The organism is Pectobacterium sp. A5351, from assembly GCF_028335745.1.
In the GTDB taxonomy this organism is placed as follows: domain Bacteria; phylum Pseudomonadota; class Gammaproteobacteria; order Enterobacterales; family Enterobacteriaceae; genus Pectobacterium.
The window spans coordinates 1-26,162 of the sequence record NZ_CP116477.1 but is presented as its reverse complement, the minus strand read 5'-3'; the positions used below and the strand labels follow the sequence as shown (position 1 = coordinate 26,162).

19 protein-coding genes are annotated in these 26,162 nt (G+C 52.0%); 5 read left to right on the top strand and 14 right to left on the bottom strand.

The genetic code is table 11. The features are described from left to right. Nucleotides 1-23 precede the first annotated feature (23 nt). Both O1Q74_RS00155 and O1Q74_RS00150 read right to left on the bottom strand, forming a co-directional pair. Nucleotides 24-908, bottom strand: coding sequence for a dihydrodipicolinate synthase family protein (locus tag O1Q74_RS00155; RefSeq protein WP_012772762.1), 885 nt, complete (start codon nt 906-908; stop codon nt 24-26). A gap of 69 nt (nt 909-977) precedes the next feature. Further along, nucleotides 978-2,528: an ABC transporter substrate-binding protein gene (locus O1Q74_RS00150; protein WP_271875367.1), complete on the bottom strand. Its 1,551-nt coding sequence runs from the start codon at nt 2,526-2,528 to the stop codon at nt 978-980. 142 nt (nt 2,529-2,670) lie between these two features. On the opposite strand from O1Q74_RS00150, the gene O1Q74_RS00145 reads away from it, so the two are divergent. Then, nucleotides 2,671-3,567 (top strand): LysR family transcriptional regulator, encoded by an 897-nt coding sequence (locus O1Q74_RS00145; RefSeq protein WP_271875365.1) that lies wholly within the window; start codon nt 2,671-2,673, stop codon nt 3,565-3,567. 145 nt (nt 3,568-3,712) lie between these two features. Here the strand turns inward: O1Q74_RS00145 and yidA are convergent, their stop codons facing one another. The 5 genes from yidA to O1Q74_RS00120 form a co-directional block, all read right to left on the bottom strand. Beyond that, nucleotides 3,713-4,528 carry a sugar-phosphatase gene (gene yidA, locus O1Q74_RS00140; protein WP_271875363.1) on the bottom strand — a complete coding sequence of 272 codons (816 nt, stop codon included), beginning with the start codon at nt 4,526-4,528 and terminating at the stop codon, nt 3,713-3,715. A gap of 291 nt (nt 4,529-4,819) precedes the next feature. Beyond that, nucleotides 4,820-6,262 (bottom strand): 6-phospho-beta-glucosidase, encoded by a 1,443-nt coding sequence (locus O1Q74_RS00135; RefSeq protein ID WP_271875361.1) that lies wholly within the window; start codon nt 6,260-6,262, stop codon nt 4,820-4,822. Between the two features lie 68 nt (nt 6,263-6,330). Further along, the gene (locus O1Q74_RS00130; protein WP_442953110.1) at nt 6,331-6,672 is read right to left on the bottom strand and encodes a PTS lactose/cellobiose transporter subunit IIA; all 342 of its coding nucleotides are present in this window, start codon (nt 6,670-6,672) and stop codon (nt 6,331-6,333) included. Further along, nucleotides 6,662-7,975 (bottom strand): PTS sugar transporter subunit IIC, encoded by a 1,314-nt coding sequence (locus tag O1Q74_RS00125; protein ID WP_271875360.1) that lies wholly within the window; start codon nt 7,973-7,975, stop codon nt 6,662-6,664. The genes O1Q74_RS00130 and O1Q74_RS00125 overlap by 11 nt, the downstream gene beginning before the upstream one ends. A gap of 16 nt (nt 7,976-7,991) precedes the next feature. Beyond that, complete coding sequence (locus O1Q74_RS00120) at nt 7,992-8,297, bottom strand: PTS sugar transporter subunit IIB (protein ID WP_180743490.1); 306 nt, start codon at nt 8,295-8,297, stop codon at nt 7,992-7,994. A gap of 214 nt (nt 8,298-8,511) precedes the next feature. Between O1Q74_RS00120 and O1Q74_RS00115 the strand changes: the two genes are divergently transcribed. Together O1Q74_RS00115 and O1Q74_RS00110 are read left to right on the top strand one after the other, a co-directional pair. Then, nucleotides 8,512-9,525, top strand: a complete 1,014-nt coding sequence (locus tag O1Q74_RS00115; protein ID WP_271875357.1) for a LacI family DNA-binding transcriptional regulator — start codon at nt 8,512-8,514, stop codon at nt 9,523-9,525. Nucleotides 9,526-9,809: 284 nt separating this feature from the next. Further along, entirely contained in the window at nt 9,810-11,813 is a 2,004-nt protein-coding gene (locus O1Q74_RS00110) for a methyl-accepting chemotaxis protein (RefSeq protein WP_271875355.1), read from the top strand. 49 nt (nt 11,814-11,862) lie between these two features. Here O1Q74_RS00110 and O1Q74_RS00105 read toward each other — a convergent pair whose 3' ends face one another. Beyond that, nucleotides 11,863-12,231: a GFA family protein gene (locus O1Q74_RS00105; RefSeq protein WP_271875353.1), complete on the bottom strand. Its 369-nt coding sequence runs from the start codon at nt 12,229-12,231 to the stop codon at nt 11,863-11,865. 163 nt (nt 12,232-12,394) lie between these two features. Between O1Q74_RS00105 and O1Q74_RS00100 the strand changes: the two genes are divergently transcribed. Together O1Q74_RS00100 and O1Q74_RS00095 are read left to right on the top strand one after the other, a co-directional pair. Then, nucleotides 12,395-13,585, top strand: coding sequence for an MFS transporter (locus O1Q74_RS00100; protein WP_271875351.1), 1,191 nt, complete (start codon nt 12,395-12,397; stop codon nt 13,583-13,585). Between the two features lie 186 nt (nt 13,586-13,771). Continuing rightward, a complete protein-coding gene (locus O1Q74_RS00095; RefSeq protein WP_271875281.1) occupies nt 13,772-15,100 on the top strand; it encodes an IS4 family transposase in 1,329 nt (442 codons plus the stop codon). Between the two features lie 93 nt (nt 15,101-15,193). Here the strand turns inward: O1Q74_RS00095 and O1Q74_RS00090 are convergent, their stop codons facing one another. From O1Q74_RS00090 to dnaA, 6 genes are all read right to left on the bottom strand, one after another. Then, nucleotides 15,194-18,637, bottom strand: a complete 3,444-nt coding sequence (locus tag O1Q74_RS00090) for a tetratricopeptide repeat protein (RefSeq protein ID WP_271875349.1) — start codon at nt 18,635-18,637, stop codon at nt 15,194-15,196. Further along, nucleotides 18,637-19,869, bottom strand: a complete 1,233-nt coding sequence (locus O1Q74_RS00085) for an AAA family ATPase (RefSeq protein WP_271875348.1) — start codon at nt 19,867-19,869, stop codon at nt 18,637-18,639. Before O1Q74_RS00085 ends, O1Q74_RS00090 begins: the two co-directional genes overlap by 1 nt. Before the next feature lie 218 nt (nt 19,870-20,087). Next, nucleotides 20,088-22,505, bottom strand: coding sequence for a DNA topoisomerase (ATP-hydrolyzing) subunit B (gyrB, locus tag O1Q74_RS00080; RefSeq protein WP_271875346.1), 2,418 nt, complete (start codon nt 22,503-22,505; stop codon nt 20,088-20,090). An 18-nt stretch (nt 22,506-22,523) separates the two neighbouring features. Beyond that, a complete protein-coding gene (recF, locus tag O1Q74_RS00075; protein ID WP_271875344.1) occupies nt 22,524-23,609 on the bottom strand; it encodes a DNA replication/repair protein RecF in 1,086 nt (361 codons plus the stop codon). Between the two features lie 50 nt (nt 23,610-23,659). Further along, nucleotides 23,660-24,760: a DNA polymerase III subunit beta gene (dnaN, locus tag O1Q74_RS00070; protein ID WP_012772749.1), complete on the bottom strand. Its 1,101-nt coding sequence runs from the start codon at nt 24,758-24,760 to the stop codon at nt 23,660-23,662. Between the two features lie 4 nt (nt 24,761-24,764). Next, nucleotides 24,765-26,162, bottom strand: a complete 1,398-nt coding sequence (gene dnaA, locus O1Q74_RS00065) for a chromosomal replication initiator protein DnaA (protein ID WP_271875340.1) — start codon at nt 26,160-26,162, stop codon at nt 24,765-24,767.

Sequence of the window (26,162 nt, the reverse complement as noted above, 5' to 3'; positions counted from 1 at the left end):
GAAAAATAACAAATGTGTGTTTATCAGAGAGAATCGACAGATGCCAGAACGTCAGCGATCTCCTTACGCGCCTTTTCATCCAGCGGCAGTTGAGGCGGCAACGGATCGCCTACCGCAAACCCCTGCAATTGCAGCGCCGCTTTAATACAGCCAGCAATGGAATAACGGGCAAAGATTTCATTGATGCGCCATAGCGGGCGCTGAAGCTCCATTGCTTTGTTCCAGTCACCCGCGCGGGCGGCTTCATACAAAGCAATACTCTGTTTGGGAACGATACAGGCCGGGCCAGCCATCCAACCCACGCCGCCAATCAGCATGACGCAGGCGGGAATATGGGCAGAGGCGGAGAACACGTCCATTCGGCCACGGGTACGTTCAATGATGGAAAGCAAGCGCCCGGTATTGGTCGAGGCGTCTTTGATATAGCGGATATTGCTGACATGGCTCAGGCGCTCGATGACGGGCAAACTCAAATCGGAACGCTGGAACTGAGGATTGGTATAAAGCACCACCGGTTTACCCTGTGCGGCTTCGGCAATGGCGCGGAAATACTGTTCGACGCCCTCGTCTTTCAGGGGGAAATAGGCTTCCAGTACCGCCAGAATGCCATCCGCACCCAGTTCGACGTAGCGTTTCGTTTGCTCAACGGCATCCTGAATCGTTGTCGATGCAACACCGGCGATAACCGGCACGCGGCCTGCCGTTGTCTCGATCACCGTTTTGACCACATCCAGACGTTGAGCCGCAGAGAGATAGGCGAATTCACCGGTGCTGCCTAACGGCACGACGCCATGTACACCGCATTGAATCAGATGTTCAGTGAGCTGCGCCAAAACGGGCTTATCAACCTGACCATCGGGCCTGACGGGTGACACCAGATAGGGAAAAACACCGCTAAACGTATTCACACCGCTCTCCTTGTTATCGGTAAGAAGGGGTGAAAACCTCACCCCTTTTCGGTCATGGCTGAAAGGTAACTATTTTGCGGAACGGACGAAGTACGGCAGCGTGTAGGCATCGGAACGGCCCACGTAGGTATACTGCTTTTTCATCGCCCAGGTGTTGGACAGGAACATGACCGGAATGACACCCAGATCGTTCATGCCAATGTTCATCGCCTCAGCCAGCAGCGCATCACGTTTGGTTTCATCCAGCGTGAGACGCGCTTCGCTCAACGTTTTATCAAAGACAGGATTGGAATAGCGACCACGATTACCCTGCCCTGCATTGGGGCCAAAGGTTTCCAACAATGGCCCCAATACACCAGAAGCTTCCCCGGTTTCAATCGCGGCCCCGCCCATAATCAAACTGAATTCGAGACGAGACGCACGTGAGAAGTACACACTGCCAGGCATCGTAACGACTTCGGTTTTGATGCCGGCGCGTGTGAACATTTGGCCAATGGCCTGAGCAATTTTAGAATCATTAGGATAACGATCGTTCGACGCGTGGAAGGTCAGCGTGAAGCCGTCGGGGTAACCCGCCGCCGCCAGCTCCTGTTTGGCTTTCTCCGGATTGTAAACCGGCGCAGGAATGGATGCGGAATAGCCTGGGTACCCCTTCGGTACAAGCTGAGAGGCGACAACAGCCTGCCCCTCCATCACACGGTCGACGATTGCCTGGCGATTGATCGCTAAAGACATCGCCTGGCGTACTTCTTTTTTTAGTAATGGGTTTTTACCATCAGGACCTTTGGCGAACGGTGATTCCTCTCGCTGCTGGTCCATATGAAGGTAAATAACACGATTCCCTGGTGTTGAAATCGTTTTTAACTGCTGATTTTTTTCAATATTACTGCTGTCGGCTGTTGGAACGTTTTCAATCATGTCCACATCACCGGATAATACGGCTGCTACACGTGCACTACTGTTTTTAAATACACGGACAGTAACGTTGTCCCACTCTGCTTTTCCTCCCCAGTAATCGTCATTACGACTAAGGACTACCCGGTCGTCCGGCACCCAGGAAACAAATTTGAATGGCCCTGTACCAATCACATCTTTTCCTGAATTCAACGTTTCCGTCGGGACGTTTTCAAGTCGGGCCGGTAAAATGGAAATCCGACTTAAATTATTCAGCAGCAGCGGCGAAGCCTCTTTTGTCTTAATCCGCACCGTTAGTGGATTAACTTCTATTACTTCAGCAATGTCGCTGACGTAAGGTACGTAAGAGCTAGGGCTATTTTTTGATGCCAGCGCAACACGCTTAATGCTGGCAATCACATCTTTAGCCGTAAAATCACTGCCGTCGTGAAACTTAACGCCAGGACGCAATACAAATTCCCACGTCTTGTCGTCAATCACTTTCCAACTGGTTGCCAGGGCAGGTGCAATCTGCTGTTTTTCATCCTGTACAACCAAACCGTCAAAAATGTTGCGCGCCATTGCGCTATTCGCCCCACTCACATAAAACTGCGGATCCATTGATGTGGTGGAGGAAGCCAAACCGATATTCAGGTCCGCGCTATAAACCAAAGGTGAAGATGAAAATAAAACGGTAAACAATAACGCTAGCGTTGACTTCTTCATTCACTAACCCTCTATTCCATGATTGAGTACTAATGAAGTGTATTAAATCTTATGATTGTGAGTCTATGCGCCAGATTGGATAATGAAAAATTGCATTTTGTGTTAAATTGATAACTAAATGTTATGTTTTAAGGTGACGAGCATGCGTATCAATCCCCGCCAGGTTGAAGCCTTTCATAAAGTCATCCTCACCGGAGGCATCACTGCCGCCGCCAACATGATGTACATCACCCAGCCCGCGGTCAGTCGGCTCATTAAAGACTTTGAAGACGCGTTGAATCTGAAGCTGTTTGACAGAGACGGACGTGGCCTGATTCCACGCGCCGAGGCGATGAAGCTATATCGGGAAGTCGAACGTCTTTACTTAGGGTTGGATCAAATCGGGCTGATTGCCGATGAAATTCGCCACGCCAAAGGCAGCGTACTGCGTATCGCCGCCGTTCAGGCGCTCTCGTTTCTTTGTTCTGATCAGGTTGTCCCTACCTTACTCAAGAAGTACCCCGACCTTTCCCTGTTTTTAGACATCGAAAGCAGCAGTCGTATTACGGACGCAATTGCGGAAAACCACTATGACGTGGGTTTTATTTTTGGCCAGCCCGGCATCAAAGGGCTGGAAGCCGAACCGCTGGCAGACGCCAGCGCTGTCGCGGTGTTAGCGATGGATCACCCGCTTGCGACGGTGGATGAAATTACACTCGCCGATCTGGCCGGCACACGCGCTATTTTGCCCGGTAGAACCACACCGCTGCGGGCACAGATCGATATCTCCGCCAGAAAAGAACAAATCTATTTGCATAACCCCATCGAAACCTCGATGGCTAACTGCTGCGTGCTGGCGTCAAGAAACGTCGGCATCGGCGTGGTGGATTTCATTACCGCGCTAAACAGCCAGTCCCCCGTCATCGTTAAGCCTTTCAATCCTGATATAAAAATGGCGTATTGCGCGGTTTACCCACCCCAAATCCCCCGCAGCCAGGTAGTAAATCACATCACTCAGGTTATGAAAGAAAAAATAGCGGATAGTCTGGAATTAAAATAATTTCCAGCCAAAGTCGTTATTTTTATTAATGTATTTATTAAATAATGACGGTCAGGGAATAGGTTTATAAAAAATAAATATCATGGTTATTATTTTAAATAAAAATAGCCATCATTGATGGCTATTCGGCGTTATTTGTAAATAATCAGGCATTCAGCACAAACTTCTCGATCGCATAAGCGACGCCGTCTTCCATATTGGTTTTAGTGACAAACTGGCTGGCTTCTTTCACTTCATCGATGGCATTGCCCATCGCGACGCCGATGCCCGCATAGCGAATCATCGCCAGATCGTTCTGCTGGTCGCCCAGTGTCATGACGCTTTCGCGTGGAATGCCGAGGTGCTCCGCCAGCATCTTCACGCCTTCACCTTTGTTGACGCGCTTATCCAGGATTTCCAGATAGTATTCGGCGCTCTTCATGATGGTGTAGCGTTCAAAGGCTTCCGCTGGAATCTGGCTGATGGCGCGATCCAATATCTCTGGTTCATCAATCATCATCACTTTCGGGAACGTCAGGCTGCGATCCATTTCCTCAACCGCACGATACTTCAACGGCATCCCGGTCAGGTGGGATTCATGAATGGTGTAAGGGCTGATGTCTTTATTGGCGGTATAGACGAAATTGAAGTCCAACGCGTGGAAATGGACGCCAAGTTTGCAGGCCAGCGCTTCAAAATAGAGATAATCGTCGAAGCTCAACGCGGTTTGCGCTACGCAGTCACCGTTGACCGTACGCTGCACCAACGCACCGTTGTTGGTGATGCAGTAACAGCCTTCCTGCTGCAAATCCAGCTCCATCAAATAACGCTCAACGCCGATGTAGGGGCGGCCGGTAGCCAGCACCACCTGCACGCCTTTCTCTCTGGCAGCGGCAATCGCGGCTTTTACCGCAGGTGAAATTTGATTTTGGGGCGTCAGCAACGTCCCGTCCATATCAATCGCGATCAGTTTTACAGGCATAGTTTTTCCAGCATCAAGTTATCTGCTTTCATGCTAACGCGATTCAGCGATGAAGTCGTTAGTGAAATACGTCAGGGTGACAGGCGTATGACGCACAACGTAAAAAGCCGTGCGATTAAGCACGGCTGAGGTTGCTGACAAAGTCCGTAGAGCGGGAGTAACGGATAGATCGTAAAGACGCTGCAAGTACGTCCCTGTAAGCTCGGATTGCGCCATCCATGGCGCAAACGCTTTACTCTTCTATTCCGTTAATCCCGTTTCCGTTCTACAGATAGGTTTGACATATAGCCGTTATAGTTCTGCGCCGTTGCTGGAGATCACCTTCTTATACCAGTCAAAGCTCTTTTTCTTCGAGCGCTTGAACGTACCGGTGCCATCGTCGTGTTTATCCACATAGATGAAACCATAGCGTTTGCTGTACTGACCGGTGGTGAACGACACGCAGTCGATGCAGCCCCACGGGGTATAGCCCATTAGCTCCACGCCATCTTCCACGACGGCTTTTTTCATCTGCTCGATATGCGCTTTGAGGTATTCGATGCGGTAATCGTCGTTAATGCTGCCGTCGGCTTCCACCTTGTCCACCGCGCCAAAGCCGTTTTCGACGATGAACATCGGTTTCTGATAACGCTCGTAGAAGCTGTTCAGCGTATAGCGCAGACCAACCGGATCAATCTGCCAGCCCCACTCCGATGCCTTCACATGCGGGTTTTTCACGCCTCCGTCAAGGCCCGTAATCGCATCTTCTTTTTTCTGGCCTTTCGCCGACAGTTGCACCGCGCTGCTCATGTAGTAGCTGAAGCCCAGATAATCCGTGCAACCTTCACGCAGTGTCTGTTCGTCTTCCGGCTGCATGTCAATCTGATAACCTTTGCGCGCCCACTCTTTCAGGATGTAAGACGGATAGTAACCACGCAGTTGCACATCACCGAACAGGTGGCGTTCACGCATCGCTTCCTGTGCAAACATCACGTCATCCGGGTGGCATGACCACGGATAGATCGGCACCAGCGCCAGCATGCAGCCAATTTTGAAGTTCGGGTTAATCTCATGACCCAGCTTCACAACTTTCGCACTGGCGACAAACTGATGGTGCAGCGTTTGGTACATCGCCTGCTCCGGCTTGTCGTGATCGGTAAAAATCACGCCGGAACAGCAGTAGCCAAACAGCGGATACTGCCAGTTACGCTGGTTGTTGATCTCATTGAAGGTCATCCAGTATTTCACTTTGGCCTGGTAACGCTTCATGACCACTTCGCTGTAGCGCACAAAGCAATCCACCACTTTACGGTTCAACCAGCCGCCGTACTGCTTAACCAGATGATGCGGCATCTCGAAGTGGGACAGCGTAATCACGGGCTCGATGTTGTATTTCAGTAGTTCATCGAACAGGTCGTCATAGAATTGCAGACCCGCTTCATTCGGCTCCAGCTCATCGCCATTGGGGAAAATACGCGTCCAGGCAATCGAGGTACGGAAGCATTTGAAGCCCATTTCGGCGAACAGGGCAACGTCCTGCTTATAGTGGGAATAGAACTCCACCGCCTGATGATTCGGATAACTAACACCAGGCTGTACACCATCGGTAATCACACGGTCAACGCCGTGGGCACCGCCGGACAGGACATCGCAAATGCTGACGCCTTTGCCACCTTGATCCCAACCACCTTCAACTTGATGCGCCGCTACCGCGCCGCCCCACAGAAAGTCTTTCGGTAATTGTTCAGCAGACATCTTGTTTCCTTTTCGTTAGTTCAGATTTACATGTTGTTAATTTATAAGCGGTTTAATGGATAGCGTGTTTAATGAATAGACTGTTTCAGGGTGGCGATTTCCCGATGCAGCTGAATCAGCTCCTCCACCAGTTCACGGCATAGCATGGCGTTCATTAGGTGATCTTGCGCGTGAACCAGAATCAGGTTGACCGGGATTTTCCCGCTGCCCTCATCGGCACCAATCAAGGCCGTCTGGATTTGATGGGCTTTGCGCGCCGCAACGGAAGCCGTATTCAGCAGTTCGTCGGCCTTGTCCCAGTCATATTTTCTGGCAGCGCTCAGCGCCTCCATTGAGCTGGAGCGAGCCTCTCCCGCATAGATAATCAGTTCCATGACTGTCGTTTCATCAAGCATGGTTTTATCGAGCATCACTCACGGCCTCCTCTGCTGTACCCACTTCTTGTTCGATCAACTGACGTTCATACATTTTGAAGAAGGGGTAATAGATTAGGGACGAAACAACAATTAGTACCCCCACCAGCACTACCGCACGCCAGTCCCACCCCGTAGACCAGGCTGCGCCAATCGGGCCCGGCGTTGTCCAGGGCGCAAGAGAAATGACGCGATGCACTAAATCGGTTTTTAACGCGATATAGGCAAGGGTGGCGTTCACCAACGGCGCAGTAATAAACGGGATGAACAGCAGCGGGTTCATCACGACGGGTGAACCAAAAATCACCGGTTCGTTGATGTTGAACATGCTCGGCACCACGGCCAGTTTGCCGATGGAGCGCAGGTGAGCAGAACGGCTGCGCAGATAGAGAAAGACCAGTCCCATGGTCGCTCCCGAGCCGCCTATCGTGATGAAAAACTGCCAGAAGGGTTCAATAAAGATTTTGGTGATCGGTGCGCCCGCGTTAAATGCTTCCTGATTGATCCCTAAGTTGGTCAGCCAGAACGCCTGCAAGATTCCGCCGACAATAACAGCGCCGTGAATCCCGGCAAACCACAGCAGGTGACAGAGCAGTACCGCGATCAGGATGGCGGGTAACGAGTCAGATGCCGAAATAATCGGCGCAAAGACGGCCATGATCGCCTGCGGTAGCAGCATGCCGAACTGGCTCTGCATAAACAGGCTAAGCGGGAAGAGCGTCAGGAAGATAGCAAGAATCGGGATCAGTAAATCGAAAGACTGGCGGATTTTCGGCGGTACTTGTTCCGGCAGGCGGATGCCAATATTGTGCTTCTGCAAAAAATGCATCAGCTCCGTCGAATAGATCGCCACGATAATCGCGGTGAAAATCCCTTCGCCGCCCAGCGACCCAACCGGCAGGCTTTTGTCGATTTGCGGCGCCGCCACGACCATAAACGACATCAGTGCCAGGCTGGCCGCCATAAAACCGTTCATTTTATAGCTCTGCGCCAGGTTATAAGCGATGGCACTGGTGATATACACCGCCATAATGCCCATCGTCATATTGTAGGGCATCATGATCTGTTCGCCGTGGCGTTCCACCATCCCCAGCCACCACTGCGCAAACGCCCATTCACTATTCGGGCTAAAAGGCGGATGAGCGAATAACATCATAAAAGAGCCGACAATTAAGAAAGGCATGGAGGCAATGAACCCATCCTTAATTGCCACAACATGACGCTGGCTGGAAAGTTTCGCCGCAATCGGGCTAATACGGTTTTCGATAACGCTGAATAATGACTCGGTTAATTTACTCATTATTCCTCCCGTTATATTACGCGATCATCGCCAGGGCATCGTTAAGGACTTTCTCCCCATTCATCATGCCGTAATCAACCATATTAATAACTGCAATCGGCTTTGCTTTTTCGTCAGCTATCGCTTTGAATTCAGGAAGTTTATACTTAATTTGTGGACCAAGAAGGCAGCAATCATATTGCTCAATGAGTTCATTAAACTCTTCAAAACCTACGGCTTTTATCTCAACAGCGATCGCTTTTTGCTCGGCGACCTTTTCCATCCGCTGTACCAGCATGCTGGTAGACATTCCTGCTGCGCAACAGAGTAAAATCTTATTCATACTGCACCTCACCGTCCGTTTTTTTATTATTCAAGCAAGACGAAAAATAATATGCAACCGGTTTCATATTGTTTTTACTATTTTTTGAGGGCGATCATAAATAGCGCAAGCGGGGGCTATTTTTATCCCTATACTCGTTATTGGTGATAAAAAAGGAGGATTTTTCCCTATAATGACGGCATAAAGCGGCGCAAAAGGAGAACGGGAAAGTACGATGGTAACCATGCTTGATGTAGCGAAAAAAGCCGGTGTCTCCAAAGCCACCGTATCACGCGTGCTGACAGGGAATAACTACGTCAGTAAAACCACGCGGGATCGGGTATTCCGGGCGATTGAAGAGATTGGCTACCGGCCCAACCTGCTGGCGCGCCAGCTCGCCACGAGCAAATCGCAAATCATTGGTTTGGTCGTGACCAACACGTTGTACAGCGGCCCCTATTTCAGCGAATTGCTGTTCCAAACAGCGACGATGACGGAAAAATACGGGCGGCAGCTCATCATGGCAGATGGCAAACACAGTGCCGAAGAAGAACGGGAAGCGATTCAGTTCCTGCTCGATTTACGCTGCGATGCCGTCATTATCTATCCGCGCTTTCTTTCTATCGATACGCTGGAAAGCATTATCGAACAGCACGAACAGCCGATCATGGTCGTCAACCGCACACTGCATCGGCACGGTGACAACGGCATCTGCGCTGACCACCAGCAACATTGCCATGATGCCGTCAATTACCTGATTGCGCGGGGTCACCGTGATATTGCGTTTATCTGCGGATCGGCGAATTCTCCCACCGGTACGAGCCGACTAGCGGGCTACCAGCAAGCGCTGGAGGAAAATGGAATTTCCTATAGCGACAAGCGGGTTGCACCTGGCGACTGGACCCATGACAGCGGCTATACGGCAGCAAAAATCCTGCTGCAACAGGCGACCACCTTCAGTGCACTGGTCGCCAGCAATGACGATATGGCGATTGGCGCAGCAAAAGCGTTGCGCGAACACGGCATGACGATTCCGCAGGACGTTTCGCTGTTGGGGTTCGACGATTTACCGATGGCTTCATGGTTCTACCCGCCGCTCACTACCGTGCACGTCCCCGTCGCCGAGATGATTAACTATACCCTTGAGAAGCTGCTGTGTCGGCTTGAAGGTGAAAGCGTCGTGCCTGCGCCTGACTTCAAGGGAGAATTGATTATCCGCGACTCCGTCAGCAAAGGCCCCGCCGCTTAACCCATCGCTCACTCGATGAGGTGTCATGCCTCACCTCGCATCCGCTATCACACTGATGCCGGTTTATGGCCGCGCTGATTTGTGACATTTTCGTGAACAGCCTAAAGAGATGCTGTTTTCCGCCGATAATTTAGTTGTGATTTCCATCACAAAAATACGAGTCATATAAGGGAATGCCCCATAAAAAATAAAGGACAGCAATGTATTGATTCTTTTATGAAAAAGCACCCTCATACCCTAAATTGACGGGTATCGGCGCTCATATCCCAGGGGATATTACGCATATGTCTACAACACAATTACCGGTTAACCGCAGCAACTTATCCATCCACTCCTCGCCAAGCGCGTCAAAAAGAAAACTCAGCACACGGATGCTGATGCTCCTGGCGGGCGTCATCACTATCGCCCTCGGTTTTATTGTCACTATCGGCCTGCTGATCTGGCAATCCGGCCAGCAGCAAAAGACCATCGCACAGCGGTATCTTGAGCAAACAGCGTATACCAACAGCTACCTGATTCAGCAGAAACTGGATGTCGCGCTACATGCAGCACGCAATCTGGTGCAGAGCGTTGTCAGTCTGCAAGAAGCAGGCAATGCCGATCGGAAAACCGCAGAAACGCTGCTGAAGAATGCGCTGAAGAGCCACCCCGATTTCCTTTCGATGTCGCTGGCATGGGAACCTGATGCGTTCGACGGCAAAGATCGGGAGTACGCTGGTCAGCCCGATCAGGACCCGCAAGGTCGCTTCGTCCGTTATGTCGACCGCGATACCGCAGGCAACGTTGCTCTGCATAATCTGGTGGATTATGAAACGCCCGGCAGCGGCGATTACTACCTGCTGCCGAAGAAGCTCCAGAAAGAAGTGATTTTGGAACCGTATAGCTACCCTTATAACGGTGTTGATGTCCTGCTGACCTCCATTGCCGTGCCCATCATCATCAACAACAAATTTTACGGCTCCGTTACGGCGGATTTTTCGCTGGATACGCTGCAGCAGCTGACCAACAACATAAAACCCTATGAGGGCGCGGGCTACGCCCAATTGCTGTCCCACACTGGTGCCTACATTTCCCACCCCGACAAAACCCAGGTGACCAAAAAAATTGAAAACGATCCAACGCTGCTAGAGCATGTCACCGCAGGGCGGTCTTATCAGATTGAACGTGACAATGCCGTGCTGAACACGCCAGCGTTTAACGTGTATATGCCAGTTACCATCGGCAATACTGGCACGCCCTGGATGCTCGGCCTGTCCGCCCCCGTTAATATGGTGATGGCGGAAACGGTGCGGCAGCGCAACATAGGGCTACTGCTTATGGTACTGAGTATCGTGGTGGTTTCTGGCGTACTAGGCATCATCTTTAACCGCAAAGTCGCTCGGCCTATCGGTGGGGAACCGGCTCAGGCTGCACAGATCGCGCTGTCCGTCGCACAGGGGGATTTAACGCAGACCATTCCTGTGCAGCCAAAAGACGATAGCAGTATTTTTTACGCTATGAACGCTATGCAGTCACAGCTGCGAGACATCGCCGAACAGTTGATTAGCACCAGCGAATCCGTCAGCCACGGTGCAACAGAAATTGCGGCAGGCAACACCGATCTAGCCTCCCGTACCGAGCAACAAGCGGCGGCGCTTGAAGAAACCGCCGCCAGCATGGAACAGATTACGGCGACGGTGAAACAGAATGCGGATAACGCCCATAACGCCACAACGCTGGCGCAGAACGCGGCCCACATCGCTCAGAAAGGTGACAAGATTGTTGGCCAGGTTGTTCACATTATGAGTGAGATCGACGACAGTTCTAAGAAAATTGCCGACATTACCAGCATCATCAACGGTATTGCGTTTCAGACCAATATTCTGGCACTCAACGCGGCAGTAGAAGCGGCCAGAGCGGGCGAACAAGGGCGTGGTTTTGCCGTTGTTGCCAACGAGGTGCGCAACCTCGCGCAGCGTAGCGCCAGTGCCGTAAAAGATATCACCGCGCTGATAACGGAATCCGCCAGCCGCGTCGACAGCGGCGTCACGCTGGTTCAGAGCGCCGGTGAGACCATGCAGGACATGCTGCGGGCTGTAACGTCGGTAAAAGACATCATGGATGAGATCGTCTCCGCATCGGATGAACAATCACGCGGGATCAGCCAGGTGACACAGGCCGTTCACGAGATGGACGGCGTCACCCAGCAGAATGCCGCACTGGTGCAGGAAGCGACGGCTGCCGCCGCATCACTGGAAGAACAGGCCAGGCAGCTCGCCCAGACAGTGCTGGTATTCAAGCTCTCGTAGTCCCCCTTCTTCACCCATTCCCCCGCACGGGCCGGAAACGGCCCGTGCATTATTCCCAGCGCGGGCAGCAGTCCTCGAACGAATGTGACGTTGGCTTCAGCTCCAGGCTGTTTTTCTCATCAAAATTCCCAATCGTCAGCGCAATGGTCGGTTCATCATCAATCGCCCCCAGTGTGCTGCCACAGTGCGGGCAAAAAGCCCGGCTGGAGTAATCGGACGAACGATAGCGCGCGGGCTCTCCACCTTCACCAATCCACTCAACTACTGACCGGGGAAACTCAACCCATAACAACGTTGACGCACCGGAATGCTGCTGACAAGAGGTGCAGGAACAGGCGTGCGGATTGCCCGGCTCCCCCGTGGCTCTGAACCGAATCTGACCACATAAACACCCGCCAAAATATGATTTGATCGTCACGCTACTCTCTCCCTATTCTGCCGAAAAGGCGGGTATCAATATTCGCCATCGATGATATAAGTAATATGCTAACCTTATGATCCCTTTGCCAGGGAGTGACGCCCTGTCCCTGCGCCAGCTCTCATGAGAATAAAATCTACAGACCCGTAAGCTGCAAATATATATGAAATTCATAAAATTACCGCTACTGGCACAAATCTCATCAGCGCATTTGGTGAGTCACTTCCATATGATGGTGCTGCCTGCTCTTATTCCGCTGCTGTCAGCCCAACGTGATATCAGTTTTGTCGAACTCGGGTTTGCGCTTAGCGTATTCAACATTGTCTCCGCCTGTGTGCAGACGCCGATTGGCTTTATGGTGGATCGTATCGGCGCACGTCGCACATTAACCGCGGGCTTAGCGCTCGGAAGTCTCTGTTTTCTCTCGCTCGGCTTCTCAGGCAGCTATGCTTGGCTGGTCGCCGCGATGGGGTTGGCTGGCGTGGCAAACGCGGTTTATCACCCAGCAGATTACGCCTTACTGTCGCGCGGTATTGATGAAAAACGTATGGGCAGCGCATTCTCGGTACATACCTTCTCCGGTTTTCTGGGCACAGCCATTGCGCCCGGCATTTTGCTGTCCATCGCCGCCTTTTCTGGCATCAATAGCGCCTTCATCGTTTCCGGCATCATCGGCTTACTGACAATACCGCTGCTTCTGACCGATCGCGATGAACCTAGCCGAGTAAAGCCTACGGCGGCAACAGGCACCCAGCCGGGAAAATCACGCGTGCCCGTGTTTACGCTGCCGGTTCTGGCGCTGCTGATTCTGTTTCTGCTGCTGAATTTAAGTACGGGTTCAATCCAGAACTTCTCGGTGACGGCACTAGTAACGGGCTACGATTTGTCGCTATCACAGGCTAACGTGGCGCTTACCGCATTCCTGTTCGCCAGCGCCTTTGGCGTACTGGCTGGCGGCGCACTGGCGGATAAAACCAAGCGCCACGGGCTGGTGGCAACGGCGGCGCTGGCCGTGACCGCCGTGCTGGTCAGTATCGTTGCCCTGTATTCCTTACCGACTCTCGTGCTGGTGCCGTTGCTGGCTGCTGCTGGTTTCCTCTCCGGCATGATTGCCCCTTCTCGGGATATGCTGGTACGTGCCGCCTCACCGCCAGGTGCAGAAGGACGGGTGTTTGGAATTGTCTCCACCGGTTTCAACATCGGCGGGGCGGCGGGGCCGGTGCTGTTCGGCTGGCTGCTGGATCACGGCCATCCTCACGCCATTTTCTGGTCTGCCGTCATCTTTATGCTCATCACAGCGTTTATCACGCTGCTACAGGAAATGCGCAGCGCCAAACGACGTGCATCAGTCTGATAAAAGCATAAAAAACGTAGGGAACGTTTTTCAGCGTCGCTTGTGACAGCCCCAAAGGTGGCGAGCAGGACGCTCGCCATAAAAAAACCCGCTCCGCAGGGAGTAATGCTGATCAGTTAAGGATCAGTTGAACGATCCAATAGCTGTGTAAGAATCCGGAAATGTTCTTCATTTCCGGATTTTTTTATGCGTATTTCTCAGGCCATCGACCTCGTTTCACGTTACGACTCGACCCGTAACCCTTTGACTTCTCTTGGCGACTTTCTTGACCCAGAACTTATTGCTCGTTGCCTTGCTGAGTCCGGCGTGGTCACCCTGCGTAAACGCCGTCTTCCTCTCGAAATGATGGTCTGGTGCATTGTCGGCATGGCGCTTGAACGTAAGGAGCCGCTTCATCAGATTGTCAATCGGCTGGATATTATGCTGCCCGGTAACCGTCCCTTTGTTGCTCCCAGCGCGGTTATCCAGGCCCGCCAGCGACTCGGAAGTGATGCCGTTCGACGGGTGTTCACGCACACTGCTCACTTGTGGCACAACGCTGTGGCACATCCTCACTGGTGTGGATTGACGTTACTGGCGATGGATGGCGTCGTCTGGCGCACACAGGAAACACCTGAAAATGATGCCGCCTTCCCGCGCCAGACTTACTGCGGCCAACCTGGCCCCTACCCGCAGGTCAAAATGGTCTGTCAGATGGAGCTGACCAGCCATCTGATAACCGCCGCAGCCTTCGGTACGATGAAAGACAGCGAATATACCCTGGCTGAGCAACTGATAGACCAGACCGCAGATAATACGCTGACGCTGCTCGATAAAGGGTATTACTCATTAGGGTTACTGAATGCCTGGAAGCGTGCGGGAGAACACCGACACTGGATGATACCGCTTAAGAAAGGTACCCGTTACGAGGAGGTCCGGAAACTGGGAAAAGGCGATCATCTGGTACAGTTGAAAACGACGCCACAATCCCGCAAAAAATGGCCGGGACTGAGTACAGAAGTGACAGCCCGATTACTGACCTATAGCCGTAAAGGCAAAACCTATCAGTTACTGACCTCGATGACCGATGGCATGCGTTATCCGGGAGGTGAAATGGTTGAGCTTTACAGTCACCGTTGGGAAATCGAGTTGGGTTACCGTGAAATCAAACAGACAATGCAACTGAGCAGGCTGGCACTGAGAAGCAAAAAACCGGAACTTGTGGAGCAGGAGTTATGGGGTGTGCTGCTGGCGTATAATCTGGTGCGTTATCAGATGATTAAAATGGCCAGTCAACTGAAAGGTTACTGGCCAAATCAGCTGAGCTTCTCAGAATCCTGCGGGCTGGTCATGAGAATGTTGATGACGCTTCAGGGCGCATCGCCGGGTCGTATCCCTGAGCTACTGCGAGATCTGGAAAGTATGGGGCAGATGGTGAAACTGCCGATAAGAAGGGAAAGAGCCTTTCCGAGAGTGGTGAAAGAGAGACCTTATAAATATCGAAAAGCTGAGAAAAAATGCCAGTCAGTTGCTTAACTGACTGGCATTACTCCGCAGGGAGCTGGCTCAGATAACCATTGATCAAATAAAAACATAAAAAAATCAATCAGAGATCAGCATTCATTGCCTTTAGAACACTTTCTCCTGCTTGTTGTGATTTTTCATACCTGCCGTTAGTCGCTTCAACATCTGCTGTGCCGCAGTCTGAATTTCTGGTTCCAACACTGCCAGCATTTCATGCCGATGAGTCATCATGGCTTCAAACGCTAATAGCAACGGACGAGCATATTTTTCGTAACCTAACGTCTGCATTGCACCCAAGACCAATGCAGATTTTCCTTCATCCTGTAACACTAATGCCAGAAAGCCCTCTACAAAGGAGGTCGAAACCAGTGCACTGGCACTATCGCTGCTACACTCGGACAACAACAACGATAAAGTGTGTTCCAGCCCAGCGCTATCGTATGCAGCCAGCGCTTGCTGGGCCGACTGAATAAGCGGACGTATCTGAAGATTAATGTAGCGCTGCTGCCAGAATGGCGAAAGTTCCCCCTGTAGCGCTTTCCCTTTTTCATAGGCCTGGAGTGCTTCATCCAGCCGCTGTTGCTTGTCCAGCAAATTTCCTAAATTCAGCCAGACTAACCCATAGTCAGGATCTCGCACCAACGCCTCACGGTAGATCGCCTCCGCCTCATCAAAGCGCTGCAATTTGTTCGCCAGCAGATTGCCTAAATTGTTCCAGGTAGCAAGATAGCTAGAATCCAAAGTTAACGCCTTACGATAGGCTTTCTCCGCCTCATCAAAACGTTGCAATTTGTTCGCCAGCAGATTACCCAGACTCGTCCAGGCACTGACGTAATTGGGATCTGACGCCAGCACCTCACGATAAGTGGCCTCAGCCTCATCAAAGCGCTGTAACTTATTCGCCAACAGCAACCCAAGATTACGCCGTGCCAAATTGTAATCAGGATCGAGCCTTAATGCTTCCCGATAGGCCAACTCCGCATCACCGAAATTAGCCAATTTATCCGTTAGCAGGCATCCCAGATCATTCCAGAGCGCTTTATCGTCTGGCTTCAGCTTCAATGCCTCACGGTAAGCTGCCTCCGCCTCATTCAAACGATCCTGTCTGTCAGTCAACAACGTCCCAAGCCTACGCCAGGATGTAACTTGAGTAGAATCAATATCCAGCGCTTTACGATAGGCTTTTTCCGCTTCATCAAAACGCTGCAATTTGTTCGCCAGTAGCAGCCCAAGATTACGCCAGATCATGGCATAGCCAGGAGCCAATGCCAGCGCACGACGGTAAGCGGTTTCCGCTTCATCGAAACGGTTCAGATGCTCATTCAACAAATTTCCCAACGCATTCCAGGAGTCTGCATTATCGGGATCCGATTCGATAGCGCTGCGGTAAGCGCGCTCCGCTGCGCTGAAGTCCTGGCGCTGATTCAGCAACACAGACGCTAATTCATACCAACTTGTCGCATCTGCTGGATTAAGTTCAATAGCTGAATGGAACAACATTTCGGCTTCGTCATAACGCTTTTGGTTAGCAGCCCAGACTGCCTGCTCGTAACATATACTGAATGAATGTCCCAACGTCATGGCATGTTTCAGCGTTCGACCTGCAATCACCCACTGCTTAGAGCGACGCATATTTCCTGCCACTCTGGCCCACTCACCGGCATCCCCCTGGCTGATATGTTGCATCCCCCAGTTAAACCACGCCTCAGCCGTCCGGGCATCAAATTTCACGGCATTCCTCACCCCCAGCAGACGCCAGACCAGCTCCCGCATCACCGATTTACTCACACCACATTTCGCAACTTGCGGTATGTTTTCGGGGGCAAGATGGGGTAAAGGCAGATAGCCACGCATGCGCACACTGTATAGCTGAGAAGCGTCATTTTCAGTGAATCCGCTACGTAAAAGACTGCCTAGCTCACGTTGCAGAAGATGACGAAGCTCGGTGACAACCATCGACGCATCAGACAAGGAACAAAGTTGTGCTATATAGTTCTGCTTTTGTTCTATGGATAAGGTCGTGGAACCGATTAATGCGGCCTGTTCAGAAGAGGAGAGCGTGTTCGGATGCTCGCGTAGCTTATTTCTTAGCGTAAGAATCGCGTTTAAATCTTCAGGAAGATCGTCAGGAGATAAATACTCCTTAATATCCCCCCCCTGCGACTCCAGGTGCTGAAAGAGATGATCGACACCGTCAGTTTCCATTTCACGACGTAGCGATTCCTCACTCTGGGTTTCCGCCAATGCAAAGGCGAAGCGTGCGTGCGCCAGCGCTTCAACGTCATTAGCGCCCTGTAATATCGCGGGCAGGTCATCCAACTCGAACAGTGCCTCAAGGAACTCAGCAAGGCCGATAACATTTTGCCTGATACGTCGATTGGCACGCATCTGTAGCCACAAGCGAAACAACTGTTCCATGATGCGATATTGCATACGGCCATAATCTGCGCATTTTTCTACCAGCCCTTCACGTCCGAGAACATCCAACTGAGTCGACACGGTATTGGTTGGTAGACCACAATAGTCGCCGATTTCTGATGCAGTATGCCCGAACCTCAGACCATCTTTACCGGGACGCCGTACCGCCAGCGCATGCATCACCACCTGCGCCTGTTCTGATAACTCCTCAAAACGTGCCTTGTAATAAGGGGTTGTCATATCCATCAAACGAATAAAATCATTAAGTGCGCGACTATTCGGGCCTTGACGTAACAGTTCAAAGATAAAACTCAACGCGCGCGGGTTTCCCCCGGTCAGTTCATGTAGCGTCTCAATACGCCCCGTTGATGCCGTAAGTTGTTTTTCTACCTGTGGTAAATTGCGCGATCTCGCCAACTGCTCCAGTACCTGCTGTGCTTCCTTCAGGCTTAATTTTCCCAGGCGGCGTGGAATAAAGAAGTCATAAAACGCTTTGTCATAATCGGTAAAAGGCTCGGATAGCCTGGTTGAACCACCGATGACAATCGGAGAACGTTGGGTTGACAGCGCTTCGCGGAGCGCCCAGTAAGCAGGCGAATTATCATCCTTGAGTTTACGGCCTTTCTTATCAATACGTTGGAAAATGAAATCCAGGTTATCCACCAGCAGCACCGGTCTGCGAGCCAGACCATCGCAGCTTTCTTGCAATAGCTGGAGCCCATCATCCGCCAGAGGATTATCGTTGTCATGTTTCCGGCGAGCAATTTGTGCTTCCAGATGGTTGGCATCGGTGTCCTTATTCTGGCGATCCAGTTCGTCCACTAACGCATCGCAGGCAGCCCACCAAAAATCGGACAGATTCTTCACCTGATACAGTTCTTCGGGAAAAGAAAGGGCAATAAGGTGATTCTTGATATCCTCATCCTGCCGGATGGCGACCGCTAGACGCTTCAGTAGCGTCGTTTTACCCGCCCCTCGCAGGCCAACCAGTAGATAGTGCTGGATGCTACCGTGTAAGGGCATATGTGCCAATTCATCACGTAGAAAGCCAAAATCGGTCTGGCGAGCAACAAAATTGCTCACCAGTTCCTCATCGCTCAACCAGTCAGGGTTGTAATGGTGCATGTTCATTAGAGAGTATTCTTCCTTTTCCACCAACGACGGAGAGGTTCAAGGTGGAAACGGTAACGCCGTTCCCCACCTCGTTCATCTAGCCACCAGTAGGCATCACGTAGCAGGATATCGCGCAACCTTATAAACGTCTGTTTTACCTCATGTTGCGTAGCGTTATCCATGTGCGCCAGCAAGACCGTCTGTAGCACCTGAACGGTGGCGCCTTCCCGACTCTGCGACGCCGCCGTAAGCATTTCCTGAGCATAAAGGGCATCAGTGGACTTAAGCTGAATGCTTAAACGAGCTTCCCAGTGGTGAAAATCATTGTCCTGACTCGGCTCTATCAGGCTATCAATAACCTGTTCAATCAACTCTTCCATCGCAACTTGCATATTGGCATTCAGACAAGCTCGCAGTTCGTTGAACGCCTTCTGCAAATAGTAGGGCTGAGGCCACTGCACGGCATCAACCAGACATCTCGCAGCCTCTGGGCTGAAGGCAATCTCATAATTTTTAGCCAGTTCCAACAGCATCTCAACGGCGACCCCAGGAGAAAAAGCAGCAAGGTTTTCATGTTTAAGGCTGTTGATGGTGTCCGCCATGCCATGCTCTTGCACCAACGTATCCAGCCCAACCGATCCCGTAATCAACCAGTGGATATGACGATTTTCGGGCAGAGCACGAACATCATTACGGAACCAGTCGAGGAAACGCCGTACACGTACCACCCCGTGAATTGGATCCTGTTTAATTATGTTAAACAGAAAAATTGGTAATTCATCGATATAAATCAGCCACGTCTCCCGTGTTTGGCCAATCAGATGCAACAGGCTATTGGCAATTTTCATCCAATCATCCTGTTCGCTGCCCGCCAGATCCACACCAAGCGAACCTGCACCAGGGATAGAGAGACTCACTTTTTTAATGCGCTTGCTCAGTGAGGCCAGAGTATCGCCGATCGCCGTTGTAATTTTTCGGGTCGTAGAGTTCATCAACGGGCTTAACGCAGACTTTAACTTATCGAGAAAATCAACTTCGTTTTGACAGGAAGCAACATTGATTTCCAGCACTTGCCAATTCTGTTGCTGTAAATCAATCATTACCTTTCGGGCAATCGAGGTTTTACCAATACGACGCGGCCCCAGTAGCAGCACATCATGATCCGCTAACGACTCACATAGACGTTTTGTTTCCGCCTCCCGCCCAAAGAAATTATCCCCTTCTACGGGAGAACCTGCGATATTTCTCATCTTGTTCATCCTGCCTCGTTGAGTAATTCAGTCACCGCGCCACCGTACAAATAAAAATTAGCACAAAGAAAATTTAGTGCAAATTTTTATTTGTATTGCTGCAAACACGTTCATGGATAGAAAGAGGGGGGATATGGCAGGCCAGGATGAAGACTAAATACATGAAAACCGCCACAGCAAAACACTCTGTGGCGGTTTGAATAGAGAAGTAAACTGCGTCAGATATCGATATTCATCGCTTTCAAGGCGTTTTCTTCGATAAACGCCCGGCGTGGTTCAACGGCATCACCCATTAGAGTCGTGAACAACTCATCAGCAGCAATAGCATCTTTCACCGTTACGCGCAGCATACGGCGGCTGGTCGGATCCATCGTGGTTTCCCACAGTTGATCAGGGTTCATTTCCCCCAGTCCTTTATAACGCTGTACAGTCAGACCACGGCGAGATTCTTTCACCAGCCACTCCAGCGCCTGCTCAAAGCTGGCAACCGGTTGACGACGCTCACCACGTTCGATGTACGCATCTTCTTCGATTAGGCCGCGCAGTTTTTCACCCAGTTGATTCAATTTGCGATATTCGCTACCCGCGACGAAGCCTGCGCCCAGCGGATAATCGGTATCCACACCGTGCGTACGCACGCGCAGCGCTGGTTCAAATACGCCGCGTTCTTCATCATGGTGAATGACAAAGCTGTATGTGCTGCCGTGCACTTCATTTTCGTTCAGGCTGCTAACCAGCGATTCCGCCCACGCCTGCACCTTTTCACGCTCGCTCAAATCCGCTTCGGACAGCGTCGGTTGATAGATCAGACGGTTCAGTAATGCACGCGGGAAGCGACGCTCCATACGACCGATTTGCTTCTGTACGGCATAGTGTTCAGCAACCAGTTTCTCCAGCGGTTCACCCGCCAGCGCAGGGGCCTGCGCATTGGTGTGCAGCGTCGCACCGTCCAGTGCCAGCATAATCTGGTACTGATCCATCGCTTCATCATCTTTGATGTACTGTTCCTGCTTACCTTTTTTCACCTTGTACAGCGGCGGCTGCGCAATATAAACGTGGCCACGCTCAACGATTTCAGGCAGTTGACGATAGAAGAAGGTCAACAGCAGGGTACGGATGTGCGAACCATCCACATCCGCATCGGTCATGATGATGATGTTGTGGTAGCGCAGTTTGTCCGGGTTGTACTCATCGCGGCCAATGCCGCAGCCCAGCGCGGTGATCAGCGTCGCCACTTCCTGTGAGGACAGCATCTTGTCAAAGCGCGCTTTCTCAACGTTCAGGATCTTACCCTTCAACGGCAGAATCGCCTGGTTCTTACGGTTACGCCCCTGCTTAGCAGAGCCGCCCGCTGAGTCCCCTTCCACCAGGTACAGTTCAGACAGCGCCGGATCACGTTCCTGACAGTCCGCCAGTTTGCCCGGCAGGCCAGCCAGATCGAGCGCGCCTTTACGGCGTGTCATATCACGCGCTTTACGCGCCGCTTCACGGGCACGTGCGGCATCGATGATTTTGCCGACCACGATTTTGGCGTCTGACGGGTTTTCCATCAGGTAATCCACCAGCTTCTCGTTCATCAGGGATTCAACCGCAGTTTTCACTTCGGAAGAAACCAGCTTGTCTTTGGTCTGCGAGGAGAATTTCGGATCCGGCACTTTCACAGAAACCACGGCAATCAGCCCTTCACGCGCATCGTCACCGGTGGCGCTGACTTTAGCTTTCTTGCTGTAGCCTTCTTTATCCATGTAAGTATTCAGCGTACGGGTCATCGCGGCACGGAAACCGGCCAAGTGCGTACCACCGTCACGCTGCGGAATGTTGTTGGTAAAGCAGTAAATGTTTTCCTGGAAACCATCGTTCCACTGCAATGCCACTTCCACGCCGATGTCATCTTTCACCGTCGAAAAGTAAAACACGTTCGGATGAATTGGCGTTTTGTTGCGGTTCAGGTAATCAACGAACGCCTTGATACCGCCGTCATAATGGTAATGATCCGCTTTATCTTTCTCACGCTCGTCAATCAGGCGAATGGAAACACCGGAGTTCAGGAACGACAGCTCGCGCAGGCGCTTGGCCAGAATTTCATACTCGAACTCCACCACGTTGGTGAACGTCTCGTGGCTCGGCCAGAAGCGCACCGTGGTACCGGTTCTGTTGGTGTCACCCGTCACGGCCAGCGGTGCCTGTGGCACGCCGTGTTTATAGGTCTGCTCGTGAAGTTTTCCCTCGCGGTGAATAACCAGCGTCAGTTTTTCCGACAGGGCGTTAACCACGGAAACCCCTACGCCGTGCAGGCCGCCGGAGACTTTATACGAGTTATCATCGAACTTCCCGCCCGCGTGCAGCACGGTCATGATCACTTCAGCCGCAGACACGCCCTCTTCCGGGTGAATCCCCGTCGGAATACCACGGCCATCATCCTGCACCGATACCGAGTTATCGGCATGGATGGTGATGATAATGTCTTTACAATAGCCAGCGAGCGCTTCGTCGATAGCGTTGTCCACAACCTCGAATACCATGTGATGCAGGCCGGTACCGTCGTCCGTATCGCCGATATACATACCTGGGCGTTTACGTACCGCATCCAGCCCTTTCAATACCTTGATACTTGAGGAGTCATAAGAATTCGACATCAACGTTTCTCGCTCATTTTAGTCCTGTGATTGAACCGTTATTTTACCCTGTTCCACGCGGAACATCTTGCCCTTTTCACCGACCATGTCTTCTATCTGTTCAGCGCTGACCGCGCTGACAAAAACCTGTGCATGGGTGGCTTTCAACCGTTCGGCTAACAAACGGCGGCGGGTACTATCCAGTTCGGAAGCAAAATCATCGATCAGATACAGACAGCGCAGTCCGTTCTGACGGGTGAGAAATTCACCCTGAGCCAGCCTCAGCGCGCACATCAGCAGCTTGAGCTGGCCACGGGACAGCATATCCTCAACCGCCACGCCGCTGGCGCGGATGCGGAAGTCGGCTTTATGCGGCCCCAGCGCCGTATAACCTAATATACGGTCGCGTTCGAACTGCCGTTCCAGCAGTTCGGCATACTCACTTTCTTTATCCCAGCCGCGCTGGAAAGAGAAACTGAGAGAAAATTCAGGTAAAAATTGCGTACAGGTCATGGCGATATCATTGGCAATCGCCGCGCTGTATTGCGCACGCCATTCGCTGATACGTTCCGCCAGCGGTACCAGTTCCTGATCCCAGGCTCTGAGCTGCCCATAGTGACTCACCTGACGCAGCGCTGCATTACGCTGGCGCAACAAACGCTTCATGTTGCTCCAGGCCGCGAAAAAGCCGGGCTCGTTATGGAAACAGCCCCAGTCGAGAAAGGCACGGCGATACTTTGGCCCACCGTTGAGCAGGGTAAACCCTTCAGGGGTGATCAGCTGTATCGGTAGCAGTTGCGCCAGTTCAGCGACTTTATGGCCGTCACTGCCGTCAATCCGCACCTTACTGTCACCCTGACGGTTTTTGCTTAACCCGACAGATCGCTCCGTTTCCGTACCGTCAATACGGCCATGCAGCACAAATTCCGGCTGCTCGTGACGAATCACGCGCCCCGCTTGGATGCTACGAAACGCCCGTCCGTGCCCCAGCGTATAAATCGCTTCCAGCACGCTGGTTTTACCGCTGCCGTTGGTGCCGACCAAAAAATTAAAGCCGGGAACCAGCGCCAGATCGGCCGCCTCGATGTTACGGAAATCTTTGATGAGAAGACGAGTGAGAGCCATACGACGCTATTCGAGTGAGTAAAGGTGGGCCGGATAAGCCCACCTATTTGCTAGAGGCGCATTGGCATGACGACATAGGCCGCCGCACGGCTGGCGCTATCTTCGATCTGCACGCTGGAAACGGAATCGGTCAGCAGTAAACGCACCCCTTCGCACTTCAGCGCGTTCAGCACATCCAGCACATAGCTGACGTTAAAGCCGATTTCCATTTCAGTGCCGTCGTACTGCACATCCAGAATCTCTTCCGCTTCTTCCTGCTCTGGGTTGTTGGCAGTAATTTTGAGCTGGTTCTGAATCAGATGCAGGCGTACGCCGCGGAATTTCTCATTCGATAAAATCGCCGCACGAGAGAAAGCCTGCTTGAGTAGATCGCAGCTGGCTTCCAACGTTTTATCCGGGTTTTTCGGCAATACGCGGCGATAATCAGGGAAACGCCCATCGACCAGCTTCGACGTGAAAATAAAGTCGCCGACATGCGCGCGAATATTGTTGCTACCGATTTGCAGCTGTAACGGTGTATCGCCGCCATCCAGCAAACGCACCAGTTCCATCACGCCTTTACGTGGCACGATCACCGAATGCGACGGTAAAGATTGACCAACCGGCATGGAGCAGACCGCCAGACGGTGGCCATCGGTCGCGACTGTACGCAGCTCTTCGCCTTCGGTTTCAAACAGCATACCGTTGAGGTAGTAGCGTACGTCCTGATGCGCCATCGAAAACTGCGTCGCTTCGATCAAACGCTTCATCGTCGCCTGCGGCAACGAGAATTCAACGTCGCTCTGCCAGTCGTCCAGATTAGGGAAATCCGCTGCAGGTAGCGTAGACAGCGAGAAACGGCTGCGGCCAGAGCGCACCAGCATGCGATCGCCATCCAGCATAATGGTGATTTCCGCGCCTTCCGGCAGCCCCCGGCAAATATCAAACAGCTTGCGGGCTGGGACGGTCGTGGCACCCGGCTCATGCGGCTGCGTCAGCGCCACTTTCGCCACCATTTCCATTTCCAGATCGGTACCGGTCAGCGACAGTGCATCTTCCGTCACCTGAATCAGCAGGTTGCCCAGAATCGGTAAAGTCGGTCGGCCGCCCAGCGGGCTGCTGACCTGTTGTAATGGCTTTAACAGACGTTCGCGTTCAACAATAAATTTCATAGTGTTATGACGATAGAGTTCTGATTAAATTGGAAAAATCTTCTTTGATGTCGTGGCTTTCTTCACGCAACTGCTCAATCTTGCGGCAGGCATGCAACACCGTCGTATGGTCACGCCCGCCAAAGGCATCGCCGATTTCCGGCAGGCTGTGATTCGTCAGTTCTTTCGCCAACGCCATCGCCATCTGGCGCGGACGCGCCACCGAGCGGGAACGACGTTTAGACAGTAGGTCGGCTACCTTGATTTTATAGTATTCCGCCACCGTCTTTTGAATATTGTCGATAGTAACCAGTTTTTCCTGCAACGCCAGCAAATCGCGCAGCGCCTCGCGCACAAAATCGATGGTGATGGAGCGGCCGGTAAAATTGGCGTTCGCGATGACGCGGTTCAGTGCGCCTTCCAGCTCACGTACGTTAGAACGCAGGCGCTTAGCAATAAAGAACGCGACTTCACCAGGCAGGCGAATATCGTTTTCATCTGCCTTTTTCATCAGAATCGCCACGCGGGTTTCCAGCTCTGGCGGTTCAATTGCGACCGTTAACCCCCAGCCGAAGCGGGATTTCAGACGATCTTCCACACCGTTGATCTCTTTCGGGTAGCGGTCAGACGTCAGAATAATTTGCTGGTTGCCTTCCAGCAGCGCGTTGAAGGTATGGAAGAATTCTTCCTGCGAACGCTCTTTATTAGCAAAGAATTGAATATCATCGATGAGCAACGCATCAACAGAACGGTAGTAGCGTTTGAATTCTTCAATCGCATTGTTCTGCAACGCTTTAACCATATCCTGCACGAAACGCTCGGAGTGCATGTAAACCACTTTCGCGTTGGGCTTGCGGGCAATGATGCCATTCCCCACCGCGTGCAATAAGTGCGTTTTACCCAAGCCGGTGCCGCCATAAAGAAACAGCGGGTTATACGCGCCGCCAGGGTTGTCGGCCACCTGACGCGCCGCTGCACGGGCTAACTGGTTCGATTTACCCTCAACGAAGTTATCAAACGTATGCTTGGGGTTCACATTGGAACGGTAGGTATGCTCCGCCTGTACCGGTGAGTTATCCCAGCTTGGACGTACCGGTGCTGAGCGTACCTGCTGCTGAGGCGCAGCGCTGACTTGCTTATGATGCGGCTGCGCGGGCTGGCTGATGGCCTGAACCAGCGGTTTACTCCCCACCTCGAAACGCAGTAAAGGGGCATCCATCCCGCAGAAATCATTCAGCAGACCATTGATGTTATTTAAATATTTATCACGAACCCAATCCAGCACAAAGCGATTAGGGGCGTAGAGCGCCAGAGTGTTATCACTCAGCTCCGCCTGCAACGGGCGTATCCACATACTGAATTCTGTGGCAGGTAACTCATCCTGCAAACGGGCAAGACACTGCTGCCAAAGCGAAAGCGACAC

Coding starts and splice junctions, on each gene's coding strand:
- O1Q74_RS00130 (WP_442953110.1), bottom strand. CDS start 6,672: ATGCTCGATAAAACCATGCTTGATGAAACGACAGTCATGGAACTGATT.
- O1Q74_RS00090 (WP_271875349.1), bottom strand. CDS start 18,637: ATGAACATGCACCATTACAACCCTGACTGGTTGAGCGATGAGGAACTG.
- O1Q74_RS00150 (WP_271875367.1), bottom strand. CDS start 2,528: ATGAAGAAGTCAACGCTAGCGTTATTGTTTACCGTTTTATTTTCATCT.
- O1Q74_RS00115 (WP_271875357.1), top strand. CDS start 8,512: ATGGTAACCATGCTTGATGTAGCGAAAAAAGCCGGTGTCTCCAAAGCC.
- O1Q74_RS00135 (WP_271875361.1), bottom strand. CDS start 6,262: ATGTCTGCTGAACAATTACCGAAAGACTTTCTGTGGGGCGGCGCGGTA.
- O1Q74_RS00110 (WP_271875355.1), top strand. CDS start 9,810: ATGTCTACAACACAATTACCGGTTAACCGCAGCAACTTATCCATCCAC.
- O1Q74_RS00145 (WP_271875365.1), top strand. CDS start 2,671: ATGCGTATCAATCCCCGCCAGGTTGAAGCCTTTCATAAAGTCATCCTC.
- O1Q74_RS00125 (WP_271875360.1), bottom strand. CDS start 7,975: ATGAGTAAATTAACCGAGTCATTATTCAGCGTTATCGAAAACCGTATT.
- O1Q74_RS00100 (WP_271875351.1), top strand. CDS start 12,395: ATGAAATTCATAAAATTACCGCTACTGGCACAAATCTCATCAGCGCAT.
- O1Q74_RS00085 (WP_271875348.1), bottom strand. CDS start 19,869: ATGAGAAATATCGCAGGTTCTCCCGTAGAAGGGGATAATTTCTTTGGG.
- yidA (WP_271875363.1), bottom strand. CDS start 4,528: ATGCCTGTAAAACTGATCGCGATTGATATGGACGGGACGTTGCTGACG.
- gyrB (WP_271875346.1), bottom strand. CDS start 22,505: ATGTCGAATTCTTATGACTCCTCAAGTATCAAGGTATTGAAAGGGCTG.
- O1Q74_RS00095 (WP_271875281.1), top strand. CDS start 13,772: ATGCGTATTTCTCAGGCCATCGACCTCGTTTCACGTTACGACTCGACC.
- dnaN (WP_012772749.1), bottom strand. CDS start 24,760: ATGAAATTTATTGTTGAACGCGAACGTCTGTTAAAGCCATTACAACAG.
- O1Q74_RS00120 (WP_180743490.1), bottom strand. CDS start 8,297: ATGAATAAGATTTTACTCTGTTGCGCAGCAGGAATGTCTACCAGCATG.
- recF (WP_271875344.1), bottom strand. CDS start 23,609: ATGGCTCTCACTCGTCTTCTCATCAAAGATTTCCGTAACATCGAGGCG.